The organism is Azospirillum sp. A1-3, from assembly GCF_023806445.1.
Taxonomy (GTDB): Bacteria; Pseudomonadota; Alphaproteobacteria; order Azospirillales; family Azospirillaceae; genus Azospirillum.
This window is the reverse complement of sequence record NZ_JAMSLU010000001.1, coordinates 1,124,143-1,148,503: the sequence shown is the minus strand read 5'-3', so window position 1 is coordinate 1,148,503 and position 24,361 is coordinate 1,124,143. Positions and strand designations below refer to the sequence as shown.

General features: G+C 67.5%; 23 protein-coding genes. 13 read left to right on the top strand and 10 right to left on the bottom strand.

Annotation, left to right across the window (positions count from 1 at the left end; all coding sequences use genetic code 11):
- The first annotated feature begins 420 nt into the window (after positions 1-420).
- Positions 421-1,185, top strand: a complete 765-nt coding sequence (locus tag M5E06_RS05440; RefSeq protein WP_252137429.1) for an SDR family oxidoreductase — start codon at positions 421-423, stop codon at positions 1,183-1,185.
- 50 nt (positions 1,186-1,235) lie between these two features.
- Here M5E06_RS05440 and M5E06_RS05435 read toward each other — a convergent pair whose 3' ends face one another.
- A complete protein-coding gene (locus tag M5E06_RS05435) occupies positions 1,236-2,816 on the bottom strand; it encodes a Ppx/GppA family phosphatase (RefSeq protein ID WP_252137428.1) in 1,581 nt (526 codons plus the stop codon).
- A 23-nt stretch (positions 2,817-2,839) separates the two neighbouring features.
- Positions 2,840-4,987 carry an RNA degradosome polyphosphate kinase gene (locus M5E06_RS05430; RefSeq protein ID WP_109154617.1) on the bottom strand — a complete coding sequence of 716 codons (2,148 nt, stop codon included), beginning with the start codon at positions 4,985-4,987 and terminating at the stop codon, positions 2,840-2,842.
- Between the two features lie 191 nt (positions 4,988-5,178).
- On the opposite strand from M5E06_RS05430, the gene M5E06_RS05425 reads away from it, so the two are divergent.
- The 7 genes from M5E06_RS05425 (at position 5,179) to trmFO (ending at position 12,918) form a co-directional block, all read left to right on the top strand.
- The gene (locus M5E06_RS05425) at positions 5,179-5,697 is read left to right on the top strand and encodes a SixA phosphatase family protein (RefSeq protein WP_109154616.1); all 519 of its coding nucleotides are present in this window, start codon (positions 5,179-5,181) and stop codon (positions 5,695-5,697) included.
- 84 nt (positions 5,698-5,781) lie between these two features.
- Complete coding sequence (locus M5E06_RS05420; protein WP_252137427.1) at positions 5,782-7,389, top strand: CYTH and CHAD domain-containing protein; 1,608 nt, start codon at positions 5,782-5,784, stop codon at positions 7,387-7,389.
- A 159-nt stretch (positions 7,390-7,548) separates the two neighbouring features.
- The gene (gene uvrA, locus M5E06_RS05415) at positions 7,549-10,416 is read left to right on the top strand and encodes an excinuclease ABC subunit UvrA (protein WP_252137426.1); all 2,868 of its coding nucleotides are present in this window, start codon (positions 7,549-7,551) and stop codon (positions 10,414-10,416) included.
- A gap of 62 nt (positions 10,417-10,478) precedes the next feature.
- Positions 10,479-10,676 (top strand): hypothetical protein, encoded by a 198-nt coding sequence (locus tag M5E06_RS05410; RefSeq protein ID WP_252137425.1) that lies wholly within the window; start codon positions 10,479-10,481, stop codon positions 10,674-10,676.
- Positions 10,677-10,822: 146 nt separating this feature from the next.
- Entirely contained in the window at positions 10,823-11,128 is a 306-nt protein-coding gene (locus M5E06_RS05405) for a nucleotidyltransferase family protein (protein ID WP_252137424.1), read from the top strand.
- Complete coding sequence (locus tag M5E06_RS05400) at positions 11,116-11,523, top strand: nucleotidyltransferase substrate binding protein (protein WP_252137423.1); 408 nt, start codon at positions 11,116-11,118, stop codon at positions 11,521-11,523. Before M5E06_RS05405 ends, M5E06_RS05400 begins: the two co-directional genes overlap by 13 nt.
- A 51-nt stretch (positions 11,524-11,574) precedes the next feature.
- Entirely contained in the window at positions 11,575-12,918 is a 1,344-nt protein-coding gene (gene trmFO, locus M5E06_RS05395; protein ID WP_252137422.1) for a methylenetetrahydrofolate--tRNA-(uracil(54)-C(5))-methyltransferase (FADH(2)-oxidizing) TrmFO, read from the top strand.
- 22 nt (positions 12,919-12,940) lie between these two features.
- Here the strand turns inward: trmFO and M5E06_RS05390 are convergent, their stop codons facing one another.
- Positions 12,941-13,795 (bottom strand): phytoene/squalene synthase family protein, encoded by an 855-nt coding sequence (locus tag M5E06_RS05390; protein ID WP_252137421.1) that lies wholly within the window; start codon positions 13,793-13,795, stop codon positions 12,941-12,943.
- A gap of 123 nt (positions 13,796-13,918) precedes the next feature.
- On the opposite strand from M5E06_RS05390, the gene M5E06_RS05385 reads away from it, so the two are divergent.
- The 4 genes from M5E06_RS05385 (at position 13,919) to M5E06_RS05370 (ending at position 17,766) form a co-directional block, all read left to right on the top strand.
- Entirely contained in the window at positions 13,919-14,791 is an 873-nt protein-coding gene (locus M5E06_RS05385) for a squalene/phytoene synthase family protein (RefSeq protein WP_109154610.1), read from the top strand.
- 70 nt (positions 14,792-14,861) lie between these two features.
- On the top strand, positions 14,862-15,791 hold the full coding sequence (gene hpnD, locus M5E06_RS05380) for a presqualene diphosphate synthase HpnD (RefSeq protein ID WP_252137420.1): 930 nt from the start codon (positions 14,862-14,864) through the stop codon (positions 15,789-15,791).
- The gene (gene hpnE / locus M5E06_RS05375; protein ID WP_252137419.1) at positions 15,791-17,167 is read left to right on the top strand and encodes a hydroxysqualene dehydroxylase HpnE; all 1,377 of its coding nucleotides are present in this window, start codon (positions 15,791-15,793) and stop codon (positions 17,165-17,167) included. Before hpnD ends, hpnE begins: the two co-directional genes overlap by 1 nt.
- Before the next feature lie 5 nt (positions 17,168-17,172).
- A complete protein-coding gene (locus M5E06_RS05370; protein WP_109075681.1) occupies positions 17,173-17,766 on the top strand; it encodes a superoxide dismutase in 594 nt (197 codons plus the stop codon).
- A 62-nt stretch (positions 17,767-17,828) separates the two neighbouring features.
- Here the strand turns inward: M5E06_RS05370 and M5E06_RS05365 are convergent, their stop codons facing one another.
- From M5E06_RS05365 to yajC, 6 genes are all read right to left on the bottom strand, one after another.
- Complete coding sequence (locus tag M5E06_RS05365; RefSeq protein ID WP_252137418.1) at positions 17,829-18,191, bottom strand: type II toxin-antitoxin system PemK/MazF family toxin; 363 nt, start codon at positions 18,189-18,191, stop codon at positions 17,829-17,831.
- Positions 18,178-18,393 carry a type II toxin-antitoxin system PrlF family antitoxin gene (locus tag M5E06_RS05360; protein WP_109154606.1) on the bottom strand — a complete coding sequence of 72 codons (216 nt, stop codon included), beginning with the start codon at positions 18,391-18,393 and terminating at the stop codon, positions 18,178-18,180. Before M5E06_RS05360 ends, M5E06_RS05365 begins: the two co-directional genes overlap by 14 nt.
- A gap of 61 nt (positions 18,394-18,454) precedes the next feature.
- Positions 18,455-18,832, bottom strand: a complete 378-nt coding sequence (locus tag M5E06_RS05355) for an Mth938-like domain-containing protein (protein ID WP_109075682.1) — start codon at positions 18,830-18,832, stop codon at positions 18,455-18,457.
- Between the two features lie 30 nt (positions 18,833-18,862).
- Positions 18,863-19,819, bottom strand: coding sequence for a protein translocase subunit SecF (gene secF / locus M5E06_RS05350; RefSeq protein ID WP_149197003.1), 957 nt, complete (start codon positions 19,817-19,819; stop codon positions 18,863-18,865).
- Positions 19,820-19,830: 11 nt separating this feature from the next.
- The gene (secD, locus tag M5E06_RS05345) at positions 19,831-21,429 is read right to left on the bottom strand and encodes a protein translocase subunit SecD (protein WP_252137417.1); all 1,599 of its coding nucleotides are present in this window, start codon (positions 21,427-21,429) and stop codon (positions 19,831-19,833) included.
- A gap of 125 nt (positions 21,430-21,554) precedes the next feature.
- On the bottom strand, positions 21,555-21,980 hold the full coding sequence (yajC, locus tag M5E06_RS05340) for a preprotein translocase subunit YajC (RefSeq protein WP_109154603.1): 426 nt from the start codon (positions 21,978-21,980) through the stop codon (positions 21,555-21,557).
- 252 nt (positions 21,981-22,232) lie between these two features.
- Between yajC and M5E06_RS05335 the strand changes: the two genes are divergently transcribed.
- The gene (locus M5E06_RS05335) at positions 22,233-23,099 is read left to right on the top strand and encodes an ATP-binding protein (RefSeq protein WP_109154602.1); all 867 of its coding nucleotides are present in this window, start codon (positions 22,233-22,235) and stop codon (positions 23,097-23,099) included.
- On the opposite strand, the gene M5E06_RS05330 is transcribed toward M5E06_RS05335, so the two are convergent.
- Entirely contained in the window at positions 23,056-24,354 is a 1,299-nt protein-coding gene (locus M5E06_RS05330; protein ID WP_252137416.1) for a peptidoglycan DD-metalloendopeptidase family protein, read from the bottom strand. The two genes, M5E06_RS05335 and M5E06_RS05330, sit on opposite strands and share 44 nt — an antisense overlap.
- Positions 24,355-24,361: the final 7 nt, after the last annotated feature.

Here is a 24,361-nt window from a genome sequence, read left to right as displayed (position 1 = left end):
TGGATATAACCGGTGCGCGGACGCGGTGGCGGACTGGCCGCCACCGCCGCCGCTCAGCTGGGAGACAGAGGATGTCAGATATCCTCAAGCTCCTGATCCTGCTGTTGCAGGTGGTCAAGCTCGTGCTTGAGTACCTGAACCGCTGATCGGGCGGGCGCGCCGAGGCTGGTACCCTCGGCGCGCCTTCCCAGAAGATAGTCAGAATTAGACCGCCTAACAACCGTGCTCTGGCGCTATGTCCTTACAGCACTATTTAGAAATGCCGCCGGTGAGGGCGGATATAAAACACATAAGGAAGGTTATGGAAATTAAACCTGTCGCCGACCGCTCCAGCCTTGCGAATTCGAAAGCAAGAACCGGATAGCCCGGACAGCACCACATTCGCGACCCTCGGGCCGTTCATCGCAAGGGAGAATGGCAATGAGACAGCTCGACGGGAAAACTGCAATCGTCACGGGCGCCAGTTCCGGAATCGGACGCGAGGCGGCGCTGCTGTTTGCCGAGCATGGCGCGAAGCTCGTGCTCGTGGCCCGGCGGCGCGGCGAACTGGAACGGCTGGCCGACGAGATCCGGGACAATGGCGGCAATGCCGTCGCCGTGGCCGGCAATGTCGCTGACGCGGAGACCGCGCGTGAAGCCGTGGAGGTCGCCACGCGACAGTTCGGCGGCCTGGACGTCGCCTTCAACAATGCCGGAACGACCGGCGCGATGGTGCCGGTTCCGGAAATGACGGCGGAGATGTGGCATGAGGTGATCGACACCAACCTGACCAGCGCCTTTCATGCCGCCAAACACCAGATTCCGGCGATGCTCGCCCTTGGCGGCGGATCGCTGATCTTCACCTCGACCTTCGTCGGCCACACGGTCGGCTTTCCCGGCATGGCCGCCTATGCGGCCAGCAAGGCCGGACTGATCGGGCTGATGCAGGTGATCGCCGCCGAGTACGGACCGCAGGGCATCCGTGCCAACGCGCTGCTGCCGGGCGGCACCGACACGCCGATGGGACGCGCCGTGTCCAACACGCCGGAGGCTTTGGCGTTCGTCCAAGGTCTTCATGCGCTGAAGCGGCTCGCCGCGCCGCGTGAAATCGCGCAGTCCGCGCTCTATCTGGCGTCGGATGCGTCCAGCTTCACCACCGGAACCGCGTTGCTGGTCGACGGCGGCGTGTCGATCACCCGAACCTGACGGGGGCGGGCCGCCTGTCATTCGTCGACGGGCGGCCCATCTGCCCTGCCCTATTCCGCCGCCTGCGGCCGCAGCGGCTGGACCACGTCGCCCTTGAGATTCATCGCCTTGGCCAGCGCATCGATGCGGCGCTGGACCGCTTCACCCGATGGGACGCTGTGGTCGTCGGGCAAGGTCAGCACCACCCGGCCGTCGCCGACCTTCAGGCTGGTACGCTCCAGCAGCGCCGTGGCGCCGCCGGACAGAGTGTGGGCGAGGCGGAGCGCCAGACCCAGCACCAGCGCCTTCATGCCCTGCCCTTCGGTCACCAATGTCCGCACCGGTGCAGTCAGCGGCACGTCGATGGTGCCGGAATAGCGGGCGTGGGCGGCGAGCGCCAGGAACGCCCGCTCGTCATGGTCCAGCGCCGGGAATGGATAGCGCAGCACGCGCAGGAAGGCATGCTCCGCCCGGTAATCGGGATGGTCGGCCCAGCCGACGTCACTCAGCAGGCAGGCGGCATGGCGCAGGCGAATGGCGTTGTCGTCCTCCCCGGCAAACAGCCCGGCGGTCCAGGACATCAGCAGCGCCGGATCGCCCATCCGCACGAAGCGTTGCGCCCAGTCGGCGGCCGACGCCATCAGCGGATCCTCGCGCTGCCCCTCCGGCGAGAGCAGCGAATAGAGATGCCCCTCGCGCAGGCCATAGGCGGAGAAGACCAGCTTCGACGGTTGGGCGATGCGCAGCAGCCGTTCCAGCACCAGCCCGGCCAGGGGCAGCGTATCGAGTCGCCGGCGCGACCCGGCCATCTTTTCCAGCGACGAGCGGCTCTGCCGGCCGATCAGCCCGGTGAACTCGCGCGCGTCGGCGGCGGGGATGGTATAGTGGTGGATGATGTGCAGCGGATGACCGGACTGCTCCATATGCAGCTTGGCGATGGCGCGCCAGCTTCCGCCGACCGGGTAGAAGGGCCGCCCCTTCATCGCCGACAGCCAGGGCAGCGATTCCAGATGCTGGTCGATCAGCTTGGCCGGACCACCCTTGGACGAGCCGACCTCCATCAGCCGCAGCGGGCCGAGCGGCAAAGTCACCTGCCTGCCGATCACGCCGCGGTCGAGCGGCACCAACTCCAGGCTGCCGCCGCCGAGGTCGCCGACGAGCCCGTCGGCGCCGGGGGTGCCGGACAGCACGCCCATGGCCGATAGCCGCGCCTCCTCCTCGCCGCTGATGACGCGGACGGTCAGGCCGGCGCGGCGGCGAATGGCATCGACGAAGGCGGCGCCGTCGCGGGCGTCCCGCACGGCGGCGGTGGCGATCACGTCCAAACGGCCAACGCGCATGCCCTGGGCCAGCGTGGCGAAGCGTTCCAGCGCCACCAGCCCCTGGGCGACGCCATCGGGGTTCAGCACGCCGGACTTCTCGACACCGCGGCCGAGACCGCACAGCACCTTCTCGTTGAACAGGGCGAGCGGAGACCGGGTCAGCCCGTCATAGACGACCAGACGGATCGAGTTGGAGCCGATGTCGATCACGCCGACGCGCTCGCCGGCGTTGTCGGGGACGTGATCGGGGGCGGCAGCCATGCCGAATCCGCCGACGCCCGCCTGCCCGACATCGCCCGGGATGGCGGCCGCGCGTTTGTCCTTGCTCATACTCTCGCTCCCGTCACCCGCCCTCAGGACACCGCATGCAGCATGAGCCGCGGCGGCGTGCGCTTGCTGCTGAGCGCGCTGCCCCGGCCGGACAGGCTGGGGTTGGTCATGAAGTAATTATGGGCGCTGAACGCGTCCGGGCCAGCTTTGATCCGATGGTACACGCCATCGGGCCCCAGCTTCCAGGTGCTTGCGTCGTCCTTCATGTTGGCGACCATGATCTGGTCGAGCACCTGTTCATGCACCGTCGGGTTTTCGATGGGAACCAGCGTTTCGATGCGGCGGTCCAGGTTGCGGGTCATCCAGTCGGCCGAGGAGATGAACACCTTGGCCTGATTGCTGGGCATCGGATGACCGTTGCCGAAGCAGATGACGCGGCCATGTTCCAGGAAGCGGCCGACGATGCTGCGCACCCGGATATTCTCCGACAGCCCCTTCACCCCGGGCCGCAGGCAGCAGATGCCGCGGATGATCATGTCGATCTGCACCCCGGCCTGCGACGCCTTGTACAGCTTGTCGATGATGACCGGATCGACCAGCGAGTTCAGCTTCACCCAGATCGACGCCGGACGGCCGGCGGCGGCATGGGCGATTTCCGCCTCGATCAGGTCGAAAAGGCGCTGGCGCAGAGTGATCGGCGCGATGGCGATCTTCTCCAGCACCTTCGGCGTCGCGTAGCCGGTCATGAAGTTGAACATGACGGCGGCGTCGTGGCACAGCGCCGGATCGCAGGTGAAGAAGGACAGGTCGGTGTAGACCTTCGCGGTGATCGGGTGATAGTTGCCGGTGCCGAAATGGACGTAGCTGCGCAGCGCCTTCTTTTCGCGCCGCACCACCAGCGACACCTTGGCGTGGGTCTTCAGGTCGACGAAGCCGTAGACCACCTGGGCGCCGGCGCGTTCCAGGTCGCGCGCCCAGCGGATGTTCGCCTCCTCGTCGAAGCGGGCCTTCAACTCGACCAGCGCGGTCACCGATTTGCCGGCCTCCGCCGCCTCGATCAGCGCGGCGACGATGGGGCTGTCCTTGCTGGTGCGGTAGAGCGTCTGCTTGATCGCAACCACCTGCGGGTCGCGCGCCGCCTGCCGGATGAACTGCACCACCACGTCGAAGGATTCGTAGGGGTGGTGGACGACGATGTCCTTGTGGCGGATCGCTGCGAAGCAATCGCCGCCGAAATCGCGAATTCGTTCCGGGAAGCGGGCATTGAAGGGGCGGAAGACCAGATCCGGCCGTTCGTCGACGATCAGCTGCTTGGTGTCGCTCAGGCCGATCAGCCCATCCAGGATGAAGACGTCGTCCGAGGCGACGTTCAGCTCATGACGCAGGAAATCGCGCAGGTCGGCCGCCATGCCGCTGTCGGTGGCGAGCCGGATGACGCTGCCGCGGCGGCGGCGCTTCAACGCGCTTTCGAAGGTGCGGACCAGATCCTCCGCCTCTTCCTCGATTTCGATCTCGCTGTCGCGCAGGACACGGAAGACGCCGTGCGCCTTGACCTGGAACGGAGGGAACAGGCGGTCGATGAACTGCATCACCACCTTTTCCAGCTGGAGGAAGCGGATGTCCGAGCCGGGCAGGCGCAGGAACCGCTCCAACTGCGAGGGCAACGGCACCAGGGCGTCGATGTGACGGCCCTTGACCGGATCATGCAGTTGCAGCGCCAGCGAGAATCCGAGATTGGGCAGGAACGGGAAGGGGTGGGCGGGATCGACGGCGATGGGGGTCAGAATCGGGAAGATGTCGTCTAGGAACTTGGCTTCCAGCCAGTCCAGCTCGCCCTCGCTGAGGTCCTTGGGATCGACCACGGAGATTCCGGCTTCCCGAAGCTCGCCCTTCAGCGTGCGCCACATCGTCTGCTGGCTGTCCATCAGCAGGGCGATGCGCTGCTTCACCGCGGCCAACTGCTGGGCGGGCGTCAGATTTTCCGGGCTCGGCGCCTTCACGCCGGCGGCCACCTGCCCTTTCAGGCCGGCGACGCGGACCATGTAGAATTCATCGAGATTGCTGGCGGAGATCGACAGGAAGCGCAGCCGCTCCAGAAGCGGGTGATTCGGATTGGCGGCCTCGTCCAGGACGCGCTGGTTGAAGGCCAGCCACGACAGCTCCCGATTGATGAAGCGTTCCGGAGCGTTTGGCTCGATACCGACCGAATCGAGTTCCTGGAGTTGCGTCACGTCGACCTCTGAAATCTTGAAACCCTGAGCGCCGGCGCCTGCCTTCCAGCGGCGCCGACGACGGTTATATGATGGGCAGACAGAGTATCCCATATGCGTTACGGTTTCAGGACTCCCATTTGGCTATAGGCTGCGACCGCGCCCAGTCCGCTCGCTCCCCTCTCCCTCCCCTGCCGCGACCGATTTCCGCCATGAAGACGCTGTTCCTGCTGCGCCACGCCAAATCCTCCTGGGACGATCCGTCGCTGGGCGATCACGACCGGCCGCTGAACGCCCGTGGCGAGAAGGCGGCCACCCTGGTCGGCGGCTATCTGGCCAAGCATCACGCCCACGTCGACCTCGTCCTGTGTTCCACGGCGGTGCGGGCGGTGGAGACACGCAAGCGCGTGATGGCGGCCATCGGCGCGCCATACCCACCGGTGGAGCATGAGCGGGGACTTTACCTGTGCGGCGCCCGCACGCTGCTGGAACGGCTGCGCGACGCGCCGGATTCGGCGACCGGCCTGATGCTGGTGGCGCACAATCCGGACCTGCACGAGCTGGCGAACGCCCTGACCGGCAGCGGCGATCACGGGCTGCGTCACGCGCTGGCCGACAAGTTCCCGACCGGAGCCTGTGCCGTCCTGGTCTTCGAAACGCTGCATTGGGCCGACCTGGAATTGGGGGCGGGGCGGCTGGCGGATTTTGTGCAGCCGCGTAAACTCTCTTAACCTGCGGCGGCGGTTGGGGTATCCACGGAGCCACTTGGTTCATTCGAGGCCGCGCTCCGGCCGGATTCGGGAGGATGCCAACCCTTGCCACCCGCCATTCCGCCGTTCAGCCCGTCCGCACTTCCCGATGCGCAGCCCTCAACCCCCTCCGCTTTCCGCGAGGTGGAGCTGAAACTCCATGCCGCATTGGCGGATCTGGCTCGGGTTGCCTGCCTTCCGGGGCTGCTGGCGCTGGCCGACGGGCCGGCGACGACGCAGCGGCTGCGCACCGCCTATTTCGACACGCCCGACCTGAAGCTGGCGGCGAACGGCGTGGCGTTGCGCGTGCGGCAGGAGGGCGACCGCTTCATCCAGACCTTGAAGACCGTAAACAGCGCCAGCCCCGGCGATTCCGCCGCCGTGGCGGTGCGGCGGGAATGGGAGTGGATCGTCGCGGGCGAGGCGGTGGACGTCGGCGTGCTGAGCGATCCCGGCGTCGCCGGGCTGGTTCCGGCGGCGGCACTCGATGCGCTGGATTGCCTGTTCATCACCGATTTCCGCCGCACCACCCTGCTGCTGCGCCCCGATACGCTGACGGCGGTCGAACTGGCGGTGGATGACGGCGCCGTTTATGCCGGCGGCAACTCTCTGCCGGTCGGCGAGGTGGAACTGGAGCTGAAGGCCGGCAAGGTCGCCAGCCTGTTCGATCTGGCACTGACCCTGCAAGCCGCCATCCCCATGCGCATCGGTACCGAAAGCAAGGCGGAGGCCGGGCTGCGGCTGGTCACCGGCAAGGCGCCGGGGCCGGTGGAGGCCGAACCGCTCGGCCTGTCGCCGCTGACCACGGTGGCCGAGGCCTATCGGCACATCCTGCGGCAGGCGCTGCGCCAGTTCCTCGCGAACGAATCCTGCGCGCTGGCCGGCGGCGACGTGGAGGGGCTGCACCGCATGCGCGTCGCGCTGCGGCGGCTGCGCATCGCCCACCGCTTCTTCGCGCCGCTGGTCGCCTCGCCCGAGGCCGACCGGCTGGTGGAGGAAAGCCGCGCGCTCGCCAAGCGGCTCGGGCCGGCGCGCGGGTGGGACGTGCTGATGTCCGGCGTCATCGACCCGCTTCTCGCCGATCCGAAGACGGCGCCGGGCATCGACCGCGCGGCGCTGGAGCGGCTGGCAACGCTCGCCCGGTCCGCCGGGGCCGGGCCGGCGCGGGAAGCGGTGGCGGCGATCCTGGCGCCGGGCTGCACGACCATGGTCCTGGGCCTCGCCGCGTGGCTGGAGCATGGCCGCTGGATGTCGGAGGCGGACGGCCACCGCCGGGCCGCACTGTCGGCTCCGGTCACGACGCTCGCCGGCGGCTGGTTGTCGGCGCGGATGGCAAAGCTCGGCAAGACGGCGAAGCCGCCGGAGGATGCCAAGGCGCGCGACAAGCTGCGCCGGCGGCTGCGCACGCTGCGCTACACCGCCGACTTCTTTCGCGGGCTCTATCCGGAGGCCACCACCCTGCCCTTCTTCGCGGCGCTGGAGCCGTTGCAGGCGGCGCTGGACGCCGAGCAGGACGCCATCACCGGCGCCCGCATGCTGGGATCGTTGAAGGGAGGGGATCAGAAGACGGCCGCTGCCGTCGCCGCCTGGATCGACCGGCAGTCCGACAAGCGGCGCAAGGCGCTGCCCGATCTGTGGAAGCGTTTCCGCGCGGTGCCGCCCTTCTGGTCATGACCGACCCGCGCCGGGCGCCGGTGGCAATGGCGCGCCCAGCGCATATATCGTCAGCCGGCCGGCCTTAGGGGCACTGCTTTTCGAACGGCCGTTTTTCGTCATGCGTCGCGGCGCCTTGCCGCTTTCCATCCGGAAAAGCTTCGGGTAAAAGAACACTCCATGAACAAGTACATCAGCGTCCGCGGCGCGCGGGAACATAACCTGAAGAACGTCGATGTGGATCTGCCGCGCGACGAGCTGATCGTCATCACCGGCCTGTCGGGATCGGGCAAGTCGTCGCTCGCCTTCGACACGATCTATGCCGAGGGGCAGCGGCGCTATGTGGAGAGCCTGTCGGCCTACGCGCGCCAGTTCCTGGAGCTGATGCAGAAGCCCGACGTCGATTCGATCGAGGGGCTGTCGCCGGCCATCTCCATCGAACAGAAGACGACGTCGAAGAATCCGCGCTCCACCGTCGGCACGGTGACGGAGATCTACGACTATATGCGCCTCTTGTGGGCGCGCGTCGGCATCCCCTATTCGCCGGCCACCGGCCTGCCGATCGAAAGCCAGACGGTCAGCCAGATGGTCGACCGGATCATGGCGATGCCGGAGGGCACGCGCCTGCTGCTGCTGGCGCCCTTCGTCCGCGGCCGCAAGGGCGAGTACAAGAAGGAAATCCAGGACCTGCGCAAGCGCGGCTTCCAGCGCGTGCGGGTCGACGGCACCATGTACGAGATCGACGAGGTGCCGGCGCTCAACAAGAAGCTGAAGCACGACATCGAGGTGGTGGTCGACCGCATCGTGGTGCGCGAAGGGCTGGGCAACCGTCTGGCCGATTCGCTGGAGACCGCTCTGGGGCTCGCCGACGGCATCGTCTGGGTCGAGAATGCCGAGACCAACGAGCAGACCGTCTTCTCGCAGAAATTCGCCTGCCCGGTCAGCGGCTTCACCATTCCGGAGATCGAGCCGCGGCTGTTCTCCTTCAACAACCCGTTCGGCGCCTGCCCGGCCTGCGATGGCTTGGGCAGCAAGATCTATTTCGACCCGATGCTGGTGGTGCCGGACGAGCGGTTGACGCTCGCCAAGGGTGCCATCGCGCCGTGGGCCGGATCGACCTCCAAATATTACGACCAGACGCTGGACAGCATCTGCGAGCATTTCGGCGCGTCGATGACCACGCCCTGGCAGGATTTGCCGGAAAAGGTCCGCCAGACCATCCTGTTCGGCTCCGGCGGGTCGGCCATCACCATGACCTATGACGACGGGCTGCGGCGCTACCAGACCAACAAGCCGTTCGAGGGCATCGTCAACAATCTGGAACGGCGCTACCGCGAGACCGACAGCGCCTGGACGCGCGACGAGCTGTCGAAATACCAGTCCTCCCAGCCCTGCGAGGTCTGCAAGGGCGCCCGGCTGAAGCCGGAGGCGCTGGCAGTCAAGATCCGTGGCCGCAACATCTCGGAGGCGGCGGAACTGTCCATCGCCGGCGCCGGTGCGTGGTTCAGCGAGCTGAACGAGCATCTGCGCCCGAAGGACCGCGAGATCGCCTATCGCATCCTCAAGGAAATCAACGAGCGGCTGGGATTCCTCAATGCCGTCGGGCTTGAGTATCTGACGCTCAGCCGCGGGTCGGGCACCCTGTCGGGCGGCGAGAGCCAGCGGATCCGGCTGGCCTCGCAGATCGGCTCCGGCCTGACCGGCGTGCTGTATGTGCTGGACGAGCCGTCGATCGGCCTGCACCAGCGCGACAACGACCGGCTGCTGGAAACGCTGAAGCGCCTGCGCGACATCGGCAACACCGTTATCGTCGTCGAGCATGACGAGGACGCGATCCGCAGCGCCGACTACCTGGTCGACATGGGACCCGGCGCCGGCCAGCATGGCGGCACCGTCATCGCCCAGGGCCGGCCGGAGGAGGTTCAGAAGAACCCCAACAGCATCACCGCCCAGTATCTGAACGGCACCCGCTTCGTGCCCGTGCCCGACACCCGCCGGCCCGGCCATCCCGGCCAGTTCCTGGAGGTGCAGGGCGCCCGAGCCAACAACCTGCAGAACGTCTCGACCAAGATTCCGCTCGGCACCTTCACCTGCGTGACCGGCGTGTCGGGCGGCGGCAAGTCGACGCTGATCATCGAGACGCTGTACAAGGCGGTGGCGCGCAAGCTGATGGGCGCCCGCGAGCATCCGGCCGACCATGACGCGGTGCTGGGGCTGGAACATCTGGACAAGGTCATCGACATCGACCAGTCGCCGATCGGCCGCACCCCGCGCTCCAACCCCGCGACCTACACCGGCGCCTTCACGCCGATCCGCGACTGGTTCGCCGGCCTGCCGGAATCGAAGGCGCGCGGCTACGGCCCCGGCCGCTTCTCCTTCAACGTCAAGGGCGGGCGTTGCGAGGCCTGCCAGGGCGACGGCGTCATCAAGATCGAGATGCACTTCCTGCCCGACGTCTACGTCACTTGCGATGTCTGCCACGGCAAGCGCTACAACCGCGAGACGCTTGAGGTCACCTACCGCGACAAGACCATCGCCGACGTGCTGGACATGACGGTCGAGGAGGGTAAGGAGTTCTTCAAGGCGGTGCCCGGCATCCGCGACAAGATGGACACGCTGGAGCGCGTCGGCCTCGGCTACATCCACATCGGGCAGGCGGCGACAACGCTGTCTGGCGGCGAGGCGCAACGCGTCAAGCTGTCCAAGGAACTGAGCCGCCGCGCCACCGGCCGCACGCTGTACATCCTCGACGAACCGACCACCGGCCTGCACTTCGCCGACGTCGAAAAGCTGATGGAGGTGCTGCACGCGCTGGTCGATCAGGGCAACACGGTGCTGGTGATCGAACACAATCTGGAGGTCATCAAGACCGCCGACTGGATCATCGATCTGGGGCCGGAGGGCGGCACGGGCGGCGGCGAGATCGTCGCCGAGGGCACCCCGGAGGATGTCGCGAAGGTGGAACGCAGCTATACCGGACGCTACCTCGCCCCCTACCTGAAGGCGAAGCCGGTGGTGCGGAAATCGGCAACCCGAAAGAGAGCGTGAACAAACACAAGCTGCGCCACGTTCTCCCCTGCAGAGTTCGCACTGCAAGGGAGACGAGAGGCATGAGCAAGACGCTTCTGACCGGTTTGGGGGCCACCCTGGGTGCGGCCCTGCTGCTGGCGGCCTGCGGGTCCGACAAATCCACCACCAGCACGACGACCACGACGACCAGCACCCCCGGCTATGGTTCGACGGCCGTGCCGCCGCCGCCCACCGGTTCCACCACCGTCGAGCGCAGCACGACGACGAAGAGCGAGTGAGCCATCGCTTCGGTTGACGACTCTGGCTCGAGGTAAGCAGTTCGATGTTCTGACTGACTCCTGATCGACTTGCAGCCGGCCTTCCCAGCGGAGGCCGGCCTTTTCCTTTGGCCGCATCCCGGCCGGAGCTGTGGTAAACTGCGGCCATGATGAACCCGGTACGCCTGCGCGCCCTCGACACCGTGAAGCGCATCGTCTTCGAGCGATTGGCTGGGCACCCTGCCCGCGTCTACCTGTTCGGCTCCTGCGCCCGCGGGGATGTCGGTCATTGGAGCGACATCGACGTGGCCATCGACCCGTTAGAGCCGCTACCGCCCGGCCTGATCGGGGAGATCAACGAAGAGTTGGAAGAGAGTACTGTTCCATACTTCGTCGATGTGGTGGATCTCCGGACAGCCCGGCGAGAGCTCCGGCAAGAGGTCGAACGGGAAGGAATCGAATGGATAAGGTAAGCCGGAAGCTCGACAACGCGCGCCAAGCCTTGGCGCGGCTTCAGGAAGTCCTCGCCCGCCCCGTGGATGATGTCGTTCGTGACTCTGCGATTCTGCGCTTCACCCTGGCAACGGAGACGGTGTGGAAAGCCGCAAGGTCGGTAATCGCCGACCAGATGGGGGCCGAACGCCTAAACTCGGCAAGCCCGAAAGCCATGGTCCGTGAAAGCCAGATCGCCGGATTCTTGACCGAGGATCAGACGGAACTCGCCCTTGCGATGATGAACGACTGGAACCTGACGGTTCACACCTACGACGAAGAAAAAGCTGAGGAACTGTTTTCCCGCCTTCCCGCCCACGCCGCGCTCATTGAATCCTGGATCTCGGCGATGCAGAGCGCCATAACCCGCCCCTGATCCGCCTGCTCTTCGCCCCTCTGCTCATCGCACAGTGTTCTGGAAAGTCCAATGACCGACACCCTTCGCCCCGTCCATGTCATCGGCGGCGGTCTCGCCGGCTCGGAAGCCGCGTGGCAGCTCGCTTCCCGCGGCGTGCCCGTCGTGCTGCACGAGATGCGGCCGGTCCGCAAGACCGAGGCCCACGACACCGACAAGCTGGCGGAACTGGTCTGCTCCAACTCCTTCCGGTCGGACGATGCCGAATACAACGCGGTGGGGCTGCTGCACGAGGAGATGCGGCGCTGCGGGTCGCTGATCCTGCGCTGCGCCGATGCGCACAAGGTGCCGGCCGGCGGCGCGCTTGCCATGGACCGCGACGGTTTCGCCGACGCGGTGACGGAAGCCGTCACCACCCATCCCCTCATCACCATCCAGCGCGAGGAGGTCGCCGGCCTGCCGCCGGAGGAGTGGGACAGCGTCATCGTCGCCACCGGCCCCCTCACCTCCCCGGCCCTGGCCGAGGCGGTGCGGGCCCAGACCGGCGAGGAATCGCTGGCCTTCTTCGACGCCATCGCCCCCATCGTCTATCTGGAGAGCATCGACCTGTCGAAGGCGTGGTTCCAGTCGCGCTACGATAAGCCCGGCCCCGGCGGCACCGGCAAGGACTACATCAACTGCGCCTTCGAGAAGGACGATTACCGCGCCTTCATCGACGCGTTGATCACTGGCGAGAAGCTGGACTTCAAGGAGTGGGAGAAGAACACCCCCTACTTCGAAGGCTGCCTGCCGATCGAGGTGATGGCGGAGCGCGGCGTCGACACCCTGCGCTACGGCCCGATGAAGCCGGTCGGGCTGACCAACCCGCACAAGCCGGAACGCCGCCCCTATGCGGTAGTCCAACTGCGCCAGGACAATGCGCTGGGCACGCTGTACAATCTCGTCGGCTTCCAGACCAAGCTGCGCCATGCCGAACAGGCGCGCATCTTCCGCATGATCCCCGGCCTGGAAAATGCCGAGTTCGCTCGGCTGGGCGGCATGCACCGCAACACCTTCCTGAACAGCCCGCGCATCCTCGACGGCGCCCTGCGGCTGAAATCGCTGCCGCGCCTGCGCTTCGCCGGGCAGGTCACCGGCTGCGAGGGCTATGTTGAGAGTGCGGCCGTCGGCCTGCTCGCCGGCCGCTTCGCCGCGGCGGAACGTCTGGGCCAGGAGATCAGCACGCCGCCGGTGACCACCGCGCTCGGCGCCATCCTCGGCCACATCACCGGCGGGGCTGAGGCGGAGACCTACCAGCCGATGAACGTCAATTTCGGCCTGTTTCCGCCGGTGGACGACAAGATCCGTGGGCGTGACCGCAAGCTGGCCTACACCCGCCGGGCGCTGGCCGACCTCGACGGCTGGTTGAAGGACTGACCGGCAATCGCAAGCGCGGGCGTCAGTAGCGCCCGCGCATCGCCGCCCAGCCCAGCCGAAGCTGACGGAACGGGTTGGCCAGCATCACGCGCGGCGCGAACACGTCGTTGCCCTCCCGCGCGATCACGCCCAGATGCAGGTCCGCCAGAGTCGCCGGCAGCAGCGCCGGAACCGCGGCCTTGGGCATCTCGTGGCGCAGGGCGCGCGCCTCGGCCAGATGCTTGCGGGCGACCTCGGCGATCTCCTGCACCACCGGCCGCAATTGTGGCGTCGAGCGGCTGGCGAACAGGTCTTCGCTGCTGGCGCCATGCCGCTGCATCAGGTCGTCCGGCAGACGCTGCCGGTGCTGGCGGGCGAGGAAGGGAACCGCGCGCAGAATGCCCGAGAGGGCATAGGCGATGCCGACATGCCGCCCGGCCGCCATCGCCGCAGCATCCCGCACGCCAAGAATCTCCAATGCCAGTTGGACCAGCGGCGCGCCGGTCACTTCGGCATAGTTGACGAGACAGGTCAGGTCGGCCGGTGGCGTGTCGTCCAGATCGGCTTCGCGCGCGTCGATCAGCCGGTCGAACAGGGCACGGCTCAGCCCCAGTCCGCGTGCGGCCTGGGCCAGCGGCTCCATCACCTCGTGGCGCGGTACGGGTCCATCCTCATAGACGGCTTCGATGCCGTCGCGCCAGAATTGCAGCCGCATCTGGCCCAGGATCGGTTCGCTGACCACCTCCCGCGTCTTAGCGATCTCCAGGTTGAAGGCGTAGAGCGCAAAAGTCGCCTCACGCCTGTCGGCGGGGGTAAACAGACCTGCCAGAAAGTGGTCGTTGTCATATTTCCGAACCTCCCGTCCGCAATAGGACAGGTCGGTCGCAGCCTTCACCATGTGATGCTCGATTGGAAAAAGAGGGGAGGAGCGATGGAAGGACGGGCCAAAGCCAGTTGCTACGCCTATATGAAGCACACACGGTCGCACCGCCAGCCCCGACGCGCAGCAGGCAGGGATCCCATGACGGATTTCAACATCGCCCCGACGAAGCCCCGCAAGACCGGCCCGGTCGCCCGCAAGGACGAGACGGGTGAGAATTTCCCGGTCGCCTCCCGCCTGATTCCGAAGCACCTGCGTCCCCATGTGATCGCCTTCTACCGCTTCGTGCGTCTGGCCGACGACATCGCCGACGATCCGGATCTCGAACCGGAGACCAAGCTGGCCTATCTGGAGGCGCTGGAACGGGCGCTGACCTCCGGCCAGGCCAAGCACGCCTACCTGAAGCCGGCCACCGAACTGCGCGAGAGCCTGCAGAAGACCGGCGTCAGCGACCGCCATGCCCGCCAGATCCTGCGCGCCTTCCGCCGCGACTCCGTCGGTGCCCGCTGCCACAGCTGGAGCGACCTGCTGCTCTACTGCCGCTTTTCCGCCAACCCGGTCGGCCGCTACCTGTTGGACCTGCATGGCGAGGGTGTGGCCGCCGGGCCGGCGTCGGACGCACTGTGCTCCGCCCTGCAGGTGCTGAACCATCTGCAGGACGCGCGGGAGGACTGGACCCAGCTCGGCCGCTGCTACATCCCGCTCGGCTGGTTCGACGAGGCAGGGATCAGCGTCGAACGTCTGGTGGAAGTCGAGAGCGACGCCCGCCTGCGCGCCATCTTCGATCAGGCGCTGGAGCATACCGACCGGCTGCTGGAGCGTGCCGCCGCCCTGCCCGGCCTGATCCAGCACCGGGGCCTGCGGATGGAGGCGGCGGTGATCCTCAGCCTCGCCGAATCGCTGTCGCGGCGGCTGAAGGCGCGCGACCCGATGAAGGCGCGGGTGACGCTGGGCGCCCATCACAAGCTGGCCGCCGTGGCGCGGGGGCTGGCGCGGAGCTTCTCCGCCGCATAAACTCCGGGGCCACACGTCGCGACGTGCGCCAAAAGGCACGTCAGGACGGGCAATGCCCAGGATGCTACAGATGACCCCTCCGCCGCTGGAGACGGCCCCGCTGGAACCGGTATCCACGACGTTGCCGGACGACAAGGCACCCGATACGGCGACCAGCGTCACCGCGAAGTCGGGCAGCACCTTCTACTGGCCGATGCGTCTGCTGCCCGCTTCCAAGCGGGCGGCGATGTTCGCGATCTATGCCTTCTGCCGCCGCATCGACGACATCGCCGACGAACCGGGCGAGCCCGCCGCCAAACGGGCGGCGTTGGACGTCTGGCGGTGCGACATCCGCGATCTCTATGTCGGCGGGGCTCCCGGCGGCCCGCTGACGGCAGCGCTGAAAGGCGCGATCGAGCGGTACGGCCTGCCACGGGCGGAGCTGGAGGCGCTGATCGACGGCATGGCGATGGATGTCGCTGGCGAGGTCCCCGGTTCCGGCGGCATGCGGGCGCCCGACCTCGATACGCTGCGGCTCTATTGCCGCAGGGTCGCCGGTGCCGTGGGTATGCTGGCCATCCGTGTGTTCGACCGCGCCGATCCGGCCACAGAGCGCTTCGCCCTGGCATTGGGCGAGGCCTTGCAACTGACCAACATCCTTCGTGATCTGGCCGAGGATGCCGAACTGGACCGGCTCTACCTGCCGCGGGAACTTCTGCTGGCCGCCGGCATCCACAGCGACCGCCCGGACGAGGTCCTGACCCATCCCGCCCTACCCCGCGCCTGCGAGGCGCTGGCCGAACTGGCCGAGGCCCGCTTCGCCGAGGCGCGGTCCGCCATCGCCGGCCATGCGCGCGGATCGCTGTGGGCGGCCACCGCCATGATGGTGCTGTATCACCGGCTGCTGAAGCGCCTGCGTGCCGCCGGCTGGCGCGACCTGAACGCGCGTGTCCGGGTCGGCCGACGCGAAAGCGCCTGGGTGGCGGTGCGCTGCATGCTCGGCTTTCCCCCGGCCGCCTGATGAGCGAGGCGGGCATCGTCCATGTGATCGGCGCCGGGCTGGCCGGGTTGGCCGCCGCCGTCCGGCTGGTGGAGGCCGGTCGGCGCGTCGCGCTCTATGAGCAGGCTCCGCAGGCCGGCGGGCGTTGCCGCAGCTTTCACGATGCCACGCTCGGCCGGTCGATCGACAACGGCAACCATATGGTGCTCAGCGGCAATCGGGAGCTTCTCAACTATGCGAAGCGGACCGGCGGTAGCGATGCGCTGGAGGAGTTGCGGCCGGCGGCCTTTCCTTTTCTCGACCTGCGCGATGGCGCCAGTTGGACACTTCGCCCCGGCGGACTGTGGCTATTCGACCCGGCCCGGCGGGTGCCCGGCAGCCGGCCGCGAGACTATCTGGCCGCGCTACGCTGCCTGACTGCCAGCCTGAATCATTCCGTCGCTGAACGCCTGTCGCCCGAGGGGGCGTTGTTCGAGCCGCTGTGGCGACCGCTGGCGGTCTCCGCGCTCAATGGGCCGGTGGAGCGTGTCTCCGCCCGTCTGTTCGGCGCAGTGCTGCGTGAGACGCTGCTGCGTGGCGAGGCGGCCTGCCGGCCCGTGTTGGCACTGCGGGGCCTGTCCGCCGCCTTCGTCGATCCGGCGCTGGCGCGGCTGCGGACCGCCGGTGCGGCGCTGCATCTGGGCGCGCGGGTGGAGGGGCTGACCTTCGAGGAGGACCGTGTGACCGGCATCTCCGCCGGCGGCAGTGCCGTGACACTCGGTCCGCTCGACAGCGTGGTTCTCGCCGCGCCGGCCTGGGTGGCGGAGCGGCTGGTGCCGGGGCTGACCGTGCCGCCGCCGGGACCGGCCATCGTCAACCTGCATGTCCGGCTGGACGGGCCGGTGCGGCTGCCGGGCGGCCTCCCCTTCGTCGGGCTGGTCGGCGGTACGGCGGAATGGCTGTTCGCCCGCGACGACCTGTTGTCGGTCACCGTCAGCGACGCCGACGCGTTGGCCGACCTGCCGGCCGAGGAGATCGCCGCCCGGCTGTGGGCGGAGGTCGCCCCTCACCTGCGACTCGGAGGTGCGACACCGCCCTTCCGCGTGGTGAAAGAGCGGCGGGCGACGCCGGACCAGTCGCCCGAATCGGTCGCGCGCCGTCCGGGCGCCCGCACCCGCTGGAGCAACCTGACGCTGGCCGGCGACTGGACGGAAACGGGGCTTCCTGCCACGTTGGAGGCCGCCGTGCGCTCGGGAAACCGGGCTGCCAATGCCACTTTATCGAATGGAAATAACCCTATACGACGGTCGGGACCGTTTCCGGCCTTCACAAGCTTCCGTCATCGGCCTATTTGGACGGACGGAGGTGCCGTGCTCGCAAGGCCCGGCCCGGAAGGACAATCAAAGAAGAGAGGGTAAATCAAATGGCGTTCGAACTTCCGCCGCTTCCGTATGCGTACGACGCTCTGGCTCCGTACATCTCGTCGGAGACCCTGCACCTGCACCATGACAAGCACCACCAGACCTACGTCACCAACCTGAACAACCTGACCAAGGACACCCCGCTGGCCAATGCCAGCCTGGAGGAGGTCATCAAGGCTTCCGCCGGCGATGCGTCCAAGGTCGGTATCTTCAACAACGCCGCCCAGGTGTGGAACCACACCTTCTTCTGGCAGTGCCTGAAGAAGGACGGCGGCAAGATGCCGGCGGCCCTGGAGCAGCGCATCGTCGCCGACTTCGGCAGCGTCGAGAAGTTCAAGGAAGAGCTGACCCAGGCCGCCCTGACCCAGTTCGGCTCGGGCTGGGCCTGGCTGTACCTGGACGGCGGCAAGCTGAAGGTCGGCAAGACTGGCAACGCCGACACCCCGCTGGCGCACGGCCAGAAGCCGCTGTTCACCATCGACGTGTGGGAGCATGCCTACTACGTCGATTTCCAGAACCGCCGCGCCGATTTCGTGAAGGCGGTCATCGACAACCTCGCCAACTGGGACTTCGCCGCCGAGCAGCTGGCCGCGTAACTTTCCCGTCGAGAGTTGAAAACGCAAAGGCGCCCGAAAGGGCGCCTTTGTCGTTTTCGAGCTCAAGCGTCCCTGCCCGCTTTCAGCATCCCCGCAAGATGATGGCCCACCTCCCGGCTGACGGCCCCGCGATCACCCGCGGCAAGCGAGCCGAGCAGTTCCGCATCGCGGGAGTCGATCACCGCGAGCTTGGCCGTGCGCACGACCGAGGGGGCCGGAAGTCCTGCCGTTTCAAGATCGCCGACAGGCACATCCGACGGCCACCCGCGGTTTTCGGCGCTGGTGATCATCAGAACCCATAGCAGGCTGTGGCTTGCTTGCAGGTCTTCGGCCGCGACGACCAATGCCGGTCGACGTTGGCGAACCGGACGGTCGGCGTAGGGGAATGGGACCTTGACGACGTCCCAGATTTCAAAGGTCGGCATAGGCCTGCCGATCCGCTTCACTGTCCCATTCCGTGAAGCAGCGGAACGGGTCGTCGGCGGCCGCCGGAGCGGCTCGGGTCAGGATGACGCGGCCGTCCTCGATGCGATAGGCGATCTCGTCGCCCTCGTGCAGACCCAACGCAGCCCGTACCGGCTGCGGAATCGTCGTCTGGGCCTTGCTGGTCAGCTTGCTGGTGATCATGGGGCACCGCGGTAAGGAACATCCTTACCTTAGTGCCCGATCGCCACAGCTTCAATGGCTGTTAAACCGGCAGCATCGCCGCCGCGACCCGCCGGCCTTCGGCCAGCAGGACGTTGTAGGTGCGGCAGACCGCCCGGCTGTCCATCAGTTCCACCACCACGCCCTGTTCGCGCAGGCCGAGGCGCAGGTCCTTCGGGATCATCCGCATGGTGGGGCCGGTGCCGAGCAGAAGGATTTCCACCTTCGGCTCGGCCTCCAGCACGGGGGTGAAGTGGCCCACCGACAGGGAGGCGGCGTCGGATGCCTCCCATGCCAGGGTGCGGTCGGGCAGGACGATCACCGCGCCGACGCGCCACTGGCCGGAAATGCAGAACTGTCCCGGACCATAGCCGTCGATGACCTGACGGTCAGACGGAATCATCGGCATGATGTCGGCCATGCTGCCCTCCCCTTCCCCAAACGTCCGGCGTTACGGCGTGGTCGCCGGAGTGTTGCCCGCCGAGGCGGCATCCGGAGCACCGCGCCGCAGGCGGTTCTCGCCAAGGAACAGCAAGATGGGGGCGGCGATGAACACCGACGAGCTGGTCGCAAGGATAACGCCGAAGATCAGCACGATGCCGAAGTCCTGCAGGGCCTCGCCGCCGAACAGCGCCAGCGGAATGATCGACAGCAGGGTGCAGACGGAGGTGCCGACGGTGCGGTTCAGCGTCTCGTTGATCGACATATCGATCAGGTCGCGCAGCGGCATCTTCTTGTAGATGCGCAGGTTCTCGCGCATGCGGTCATAGACCACGACCTTGTCATTCACCGAATAGCCCATGACGGTCAGGATCGCCGCCACGGCCGTCAGGTTGAACTGGATGTCGGTGATCGCATAGAACCCGACGATCTTGGTGATGTCGAGGATCAGGGTCACCACCGCGCCGAAGCCGAACTGCCATTCGAAGCGGAACCAGATGTAGACCAGCATCGCCAGCATGGCGAGGCCAAGCGCCAGCATGCCGTTGGCGAACAACTCGCCGCTGACCGACGCGCCGACCGCTTCGACGCGGCGGACCTGGGTGCCTGGGATCGCCTGCGCCAGCGTGTTGCGCACCTTGTCGGCGGCCACCTGCTGGGCGGCATCGTCGCCGGGCTGGCGTTCCAGGCGGATCAGCACGTCCTGCGTCGATCCGAACTCCTGCAACGCCACCTGCCCCATGCCGAGGCCGGACAGGGTGTGGCGCAGCGAGGCGAAGTCGGCGGCCTGCGGCGTGCGGGCTTCGATGACGATGCCGCCACGGAAGTCGATGCCGTAATTCAGGCCGGGGTGGAAGAACAGGATGACGGACGCGATGGACAGGATCGCCGACACGACGAGGCCGGCGATGCGGCCGTTCATGAACGGGATCTTGGTGTTGTCGGGGACGAGGCGGAGATGGAACATCGTAAGACCTCTCAGACCGGCAACGCGGCCGGACGCGTCCGGCGCAGCCAGGTCACCATCATCAGGCGCACGAGCACCGTGGCGGTGAACATGGAGATGAGGATGCCGAAGGTGATGGTGACGGCGAAGCCCTTGATGGTGCCGGTGCCGAAGACGAACAGCAGCGCCATCTTGATGGCCGTCGTCAGGTTGGAGTCGACGATCGTGCTGTAGGCGCGGCTGAAGCCGGCCTCCATCGAGGCGAAGACCCCGCGGCCCTTCTTCGTCTCTTCGCGGATGCGCTCGTTGATCAGGATGTTGGCGTCGACCGCCAGACCCAGCGTCAGCAGGATGCCGGCGATCCCCGGCAGCGTCAGCGTGGCGTGCAGCAGCGACAGCGCCGCGATGGTCAGCACGATGTTGACCAGCAGGGCGAAGCACGCGAAGGCGCCGAACAGCCCGTAGCAAGCGATCATGTAGACACAGACCATCAGGAAACCGACGACAACGGCGGTCAGGCCGGCGCGGATCGAATCGGCGCCCAGGTCGGGACCGACGGTCCGCTCCTCGATCACCTTCAGCGGGGCCGGCAGGGCGCCGGCGCGCAGCAGGACGGCGAGGTCGTTGGCGTTGGCGGCGGTGAAGTTGCCGCTGATCTGGCCGCGGCCGCCGGTGATCGGCTCGCGGATGACGGGCGCGCTGATGACCTTGTTGTCGAGCACGATGGCGAAGGGGCGGCCGACATTCTGCTTGGTCACTTCGGCGAAGCGGTTGGCGCCCGCCGTGTTGAATTCGAAATTCACCACCCATTCGCCGGTCTGCGGGTTGGTGCCGGCCGACGCGTTCTGCAGCGTGGCGCCGTCGACCTCGACCTTCTTGCGGATGACGTATTTGGACTGGTAGCGGTCGCCTTCGGCCGACGGCAGGATCTCCGACCCCGGAGGGGCGCGGCCGGTGTTGGGATCGGCGTTCACGTCGACCAGCCGGAAGGTCATCTTGGCGGTGGTGCCGAGCAGCCGCTTGATGCGGTCGGGGTCTTCCACGCCGGGCAGCTGGACCAGGATGCGGTCGTTGCCCTGGCGGGCGATCGTCGGCTCGTTCACGCCGGTCTCGTCGATGCGGCGGCGGACGATCTCGATCGACTGTTCGATGGCCTGGGTGGCGCGGTCGCGCAGCGCGACCTCGCTCAGCGCCACGGTCACCGTGCTGCCGTTGACGGTCACGTCGAGGTCCGGCTGCCCACCGCCAAGCGCCGTGCGGCCCACCGGGCTGGAGAGCTGGCGCAGGGCCTTCACCGCCTCTTCGGCCTGGGCCGGGTCGCGCAGTTGGACGGTCACGGCGCGCTCGCCAGCGTTCAGCGCGGTGTAGCCGATATTGGCGGTGCGCAGCTGCTGCCGGGCGCCGTCGACCAGACCTTCCACCCGGTCGCGGATGACGGTGGCCATATCGACTTCAAGCAACAGATGCGATCCGCCGCGCAGGTCGAGACCCAAAGACACCCGGGTGTTGGCATACCAGGACGGCAGCGCCGCCAGCGTGTCGCGGCCCAGGAAGTTGGGCAGCATCAGGATGAAGCCGGCGATGCAGGTCGCCAGGATCAGGTAAATCTTCCAGCGCGAAAAATAGAGCATGCGTCACTCGAATCCGATCAGACACCCGGTCCGGGCGACCGGTCCGCCGCTTGTGGGCGGACGACGGCCGGGCCGGACGGGAAGCGCCTTCGGGCCGACCCGCGGAAGAGGGGCCCGGCTGCGGCTTACTTGCGGCCGAACAGCTTGCCGATCCCGCCGGCGGCGGTGGTATCGGCCGGCTTGGCCTCGCCCTCGGTGGCCGGGGTGGCGTCGCCGCCGGACTTGCCGGCCGGCTCGGTCTTGGCGAGCACGAGGTTCACGGTGGAGCGCAGGCAGCGCACGCGCACGTTCTCCGCGATCTCGACGGTGATTTCGTCGTCGGTGCCGACCTTGGTCACGATGCCGATGATGCCGCCGCCGGTCACGACGCGGTCGCCGCGGCGGATGGCCGACAGCATGGTCTTATGCTCCTTCATCTTCTTCTGCTGCGGACGGATCAGCAGGAAGTAGAAGACGACGAAGATCAGGATCAGCGGCAGAAACTGGACGAGCATGTCACCGCCGCCGCCAGCCGGGGCCGCCGTCTGTGCATAAGCCGTCGAAACGAACATCTGGAAGCTCCTTACAGGTTTGGTCTCGGCACCCAATCGGCGTTCCGCCGGGACGCCGCGACTATAGCCGCCCATGACTGGGATGCAATGGTGATGCGCCACAATCCGCGGGGCGGCCACAGCTTGTGTGCTTGCCCTGCTGTGTTACCGTGCGAAGGCGTCGGAAAGATGGCTGCGCGGGCGCCCACTTTCCATGGAACATCCTGAAAAAATATCCGGAAAATTATGTCGCAATCCGTCAATAGCTCAGGCATGGGCGCTGGTGCAGATCAGTCGCTTTTCCCCCTGCTGACCCGCATCGCCGAGGCGCTGGAGCGTCTGGCCCCGCCGCCCGACCGGCCGCTGGACTTCGGTGCAGCCGACGCCTTCGTCTGGCATCCCGATCCCGACCGGCTCGAGCCGGTGCCGGTGGTCAACCGCGTCGACATCATGCTTCTGCAGGGCATCGAGCGGCAACGGGAGATCCTGCTGGACAACACCCGCCGCTTCGCCGCCGGGCTGCCGGCCAACAACGCCCTGCTGTGGGGCGCGCGCGGCACCGGCAAAAGCTCGCTGGTCAAGGCGGCCCATGCCGCCATCTGCCTGGAACGGCCGGGCGAGCTGGCGCTGGTGGAAATCCACCGTGAGGACATCCCCACCCTGCCCCGCCTGCTGACCCGCCTGAAAGGTGAGGCGCGCCGCTTCATCCTGTTCTGCGACGACCTGTCCTTCGACCATGACGACGCCCATTACAAGTCGCTGAAGGCGGTTCTGGACGGCGGTATCGAGGGACGGCCGGACAATGTGGTGTTCTACGCCACCTCCAACCGCCGCCACTTGATGCCGCGCGACATGATCGAGAACGAGCGGTCGACCGCCATCAATCCGGCGGAGGCGGTGGAGGAGAAGGTGTCGCTGTCCGACCGCTTTGGGCTGTGGCTGGGCTTCCACAACTGCGACCAGGATACCTACTTCGCAATGATCGAGGGCTATGTCCGCCATTTCGGACTGGACATCCCGGCGGACCGGCTGCGCGCGGAGGCCGTGGAATGGTCGGTCACGCGCGGAAGCCGGTCGGGCCGGGTGGCCTGGCAGTTCATCCAGGACCTGGCCGGTCGCCTCGGGCAGCCCCTTCGCTGACCTTGCGGTCCATCTGGTCGCTCGGGTCGACGGCCTGGCTGCCCTTGCGCAGCTCGAAATGCAGCTGGGGCGAGGACACGCCGCCGGTCTGGCCGACCCGGGCGATCACCTGCCCCCGCTTCACCGTCGCGCCGCGCTCCACCTCGATCTTGTCGAGATGGGCATAGGCGGTGATCCAGCCGTCGGAATGCTTCAGCAGCAACAGGTTGCCGAAGCCGCGCAGCTCGTTGCCGGCGTAGGCGACCACGCCGTTGTCGGCGGCAACCACCGCGGTTCCCTTCGGCGCCGCGATGTTCAGGCCGTCATTGTGCAGCCCGTCGGGCTTCGGCCCGAAGCCGGAGATCAGCTTGCCCTTCACCGGCCACAGGAAGCGGGCGCTGCCGCGCGGCGGCGGGGCGCCGACTTCGGCCTTTGGCTCCGGCTTGGGCGGCGGCGCGGCGGTGGCCACCTCCTGCTGGGGAGCGGCAGCCGGTGGCGGCGTGGTTGCGGCCGGGGCCGGGATCGGCGTCGGAGCCGGCTTGCTGCCGGGCGGGCGCAGCATCGTCGGCGCCTGCCCCGGCTGATAGGTCGTGTCACCCTGGGCGGCCGGCGCGGCGGGGGTCTGCTGGGCGGTCGGCTCCGGCATGACGCCCGGCTTCGACGGCGGCGGCAGCGGCGTGGCCGAGATGCCGCCCGACGAAGAGGATGCACCCGGAGGCGGCAGTTCGGCCGACTGGATCGAGCCATGCCCGGCGGTAGAGCCACCCGGCGCGTTCCCCTGCGGCGTCAGGGAGATGGCACCGCCACTCGCTACGCCGCCGGATGCCACTCCACCGGATGCCACCATGGTGCCGCTGCCGTCGTTGGCGCCCGGCAGGCGCAGGGGCTGGCCGACCTTCACGCCATAGGGCGGCGTCAGGTTGTTCAGCCGCGTCAGCTCGCTGACGTCGACATTGTACATGCGGGAGATGCTGTAAAGGCTGTCGCCCTTCTGCACGATGTACTGGCGCGAGGTCGGCAGGACCAGCCGCTGGCCGACCTCCAGCCGATAGGGCGCCGCCAGCTTGTTCGCCTCGATCAGGTCGCGCAGCGGCACGTTGTACCGGCGCGACAGGCTGTAGGCGCTGTCGCCCTTCTGCACCGTGATGGCACCGCCGGCCGAATCCGGCACATCGGAGACGGTGGTGAAGGGGGCGAGCCCGCCCACCCGTTCGCAGGCGCCGAGCGCCAGGACGGCGGTGGACAGGACCATGGCGGACAGCAGGCGCTTGGGCATGGCGGAT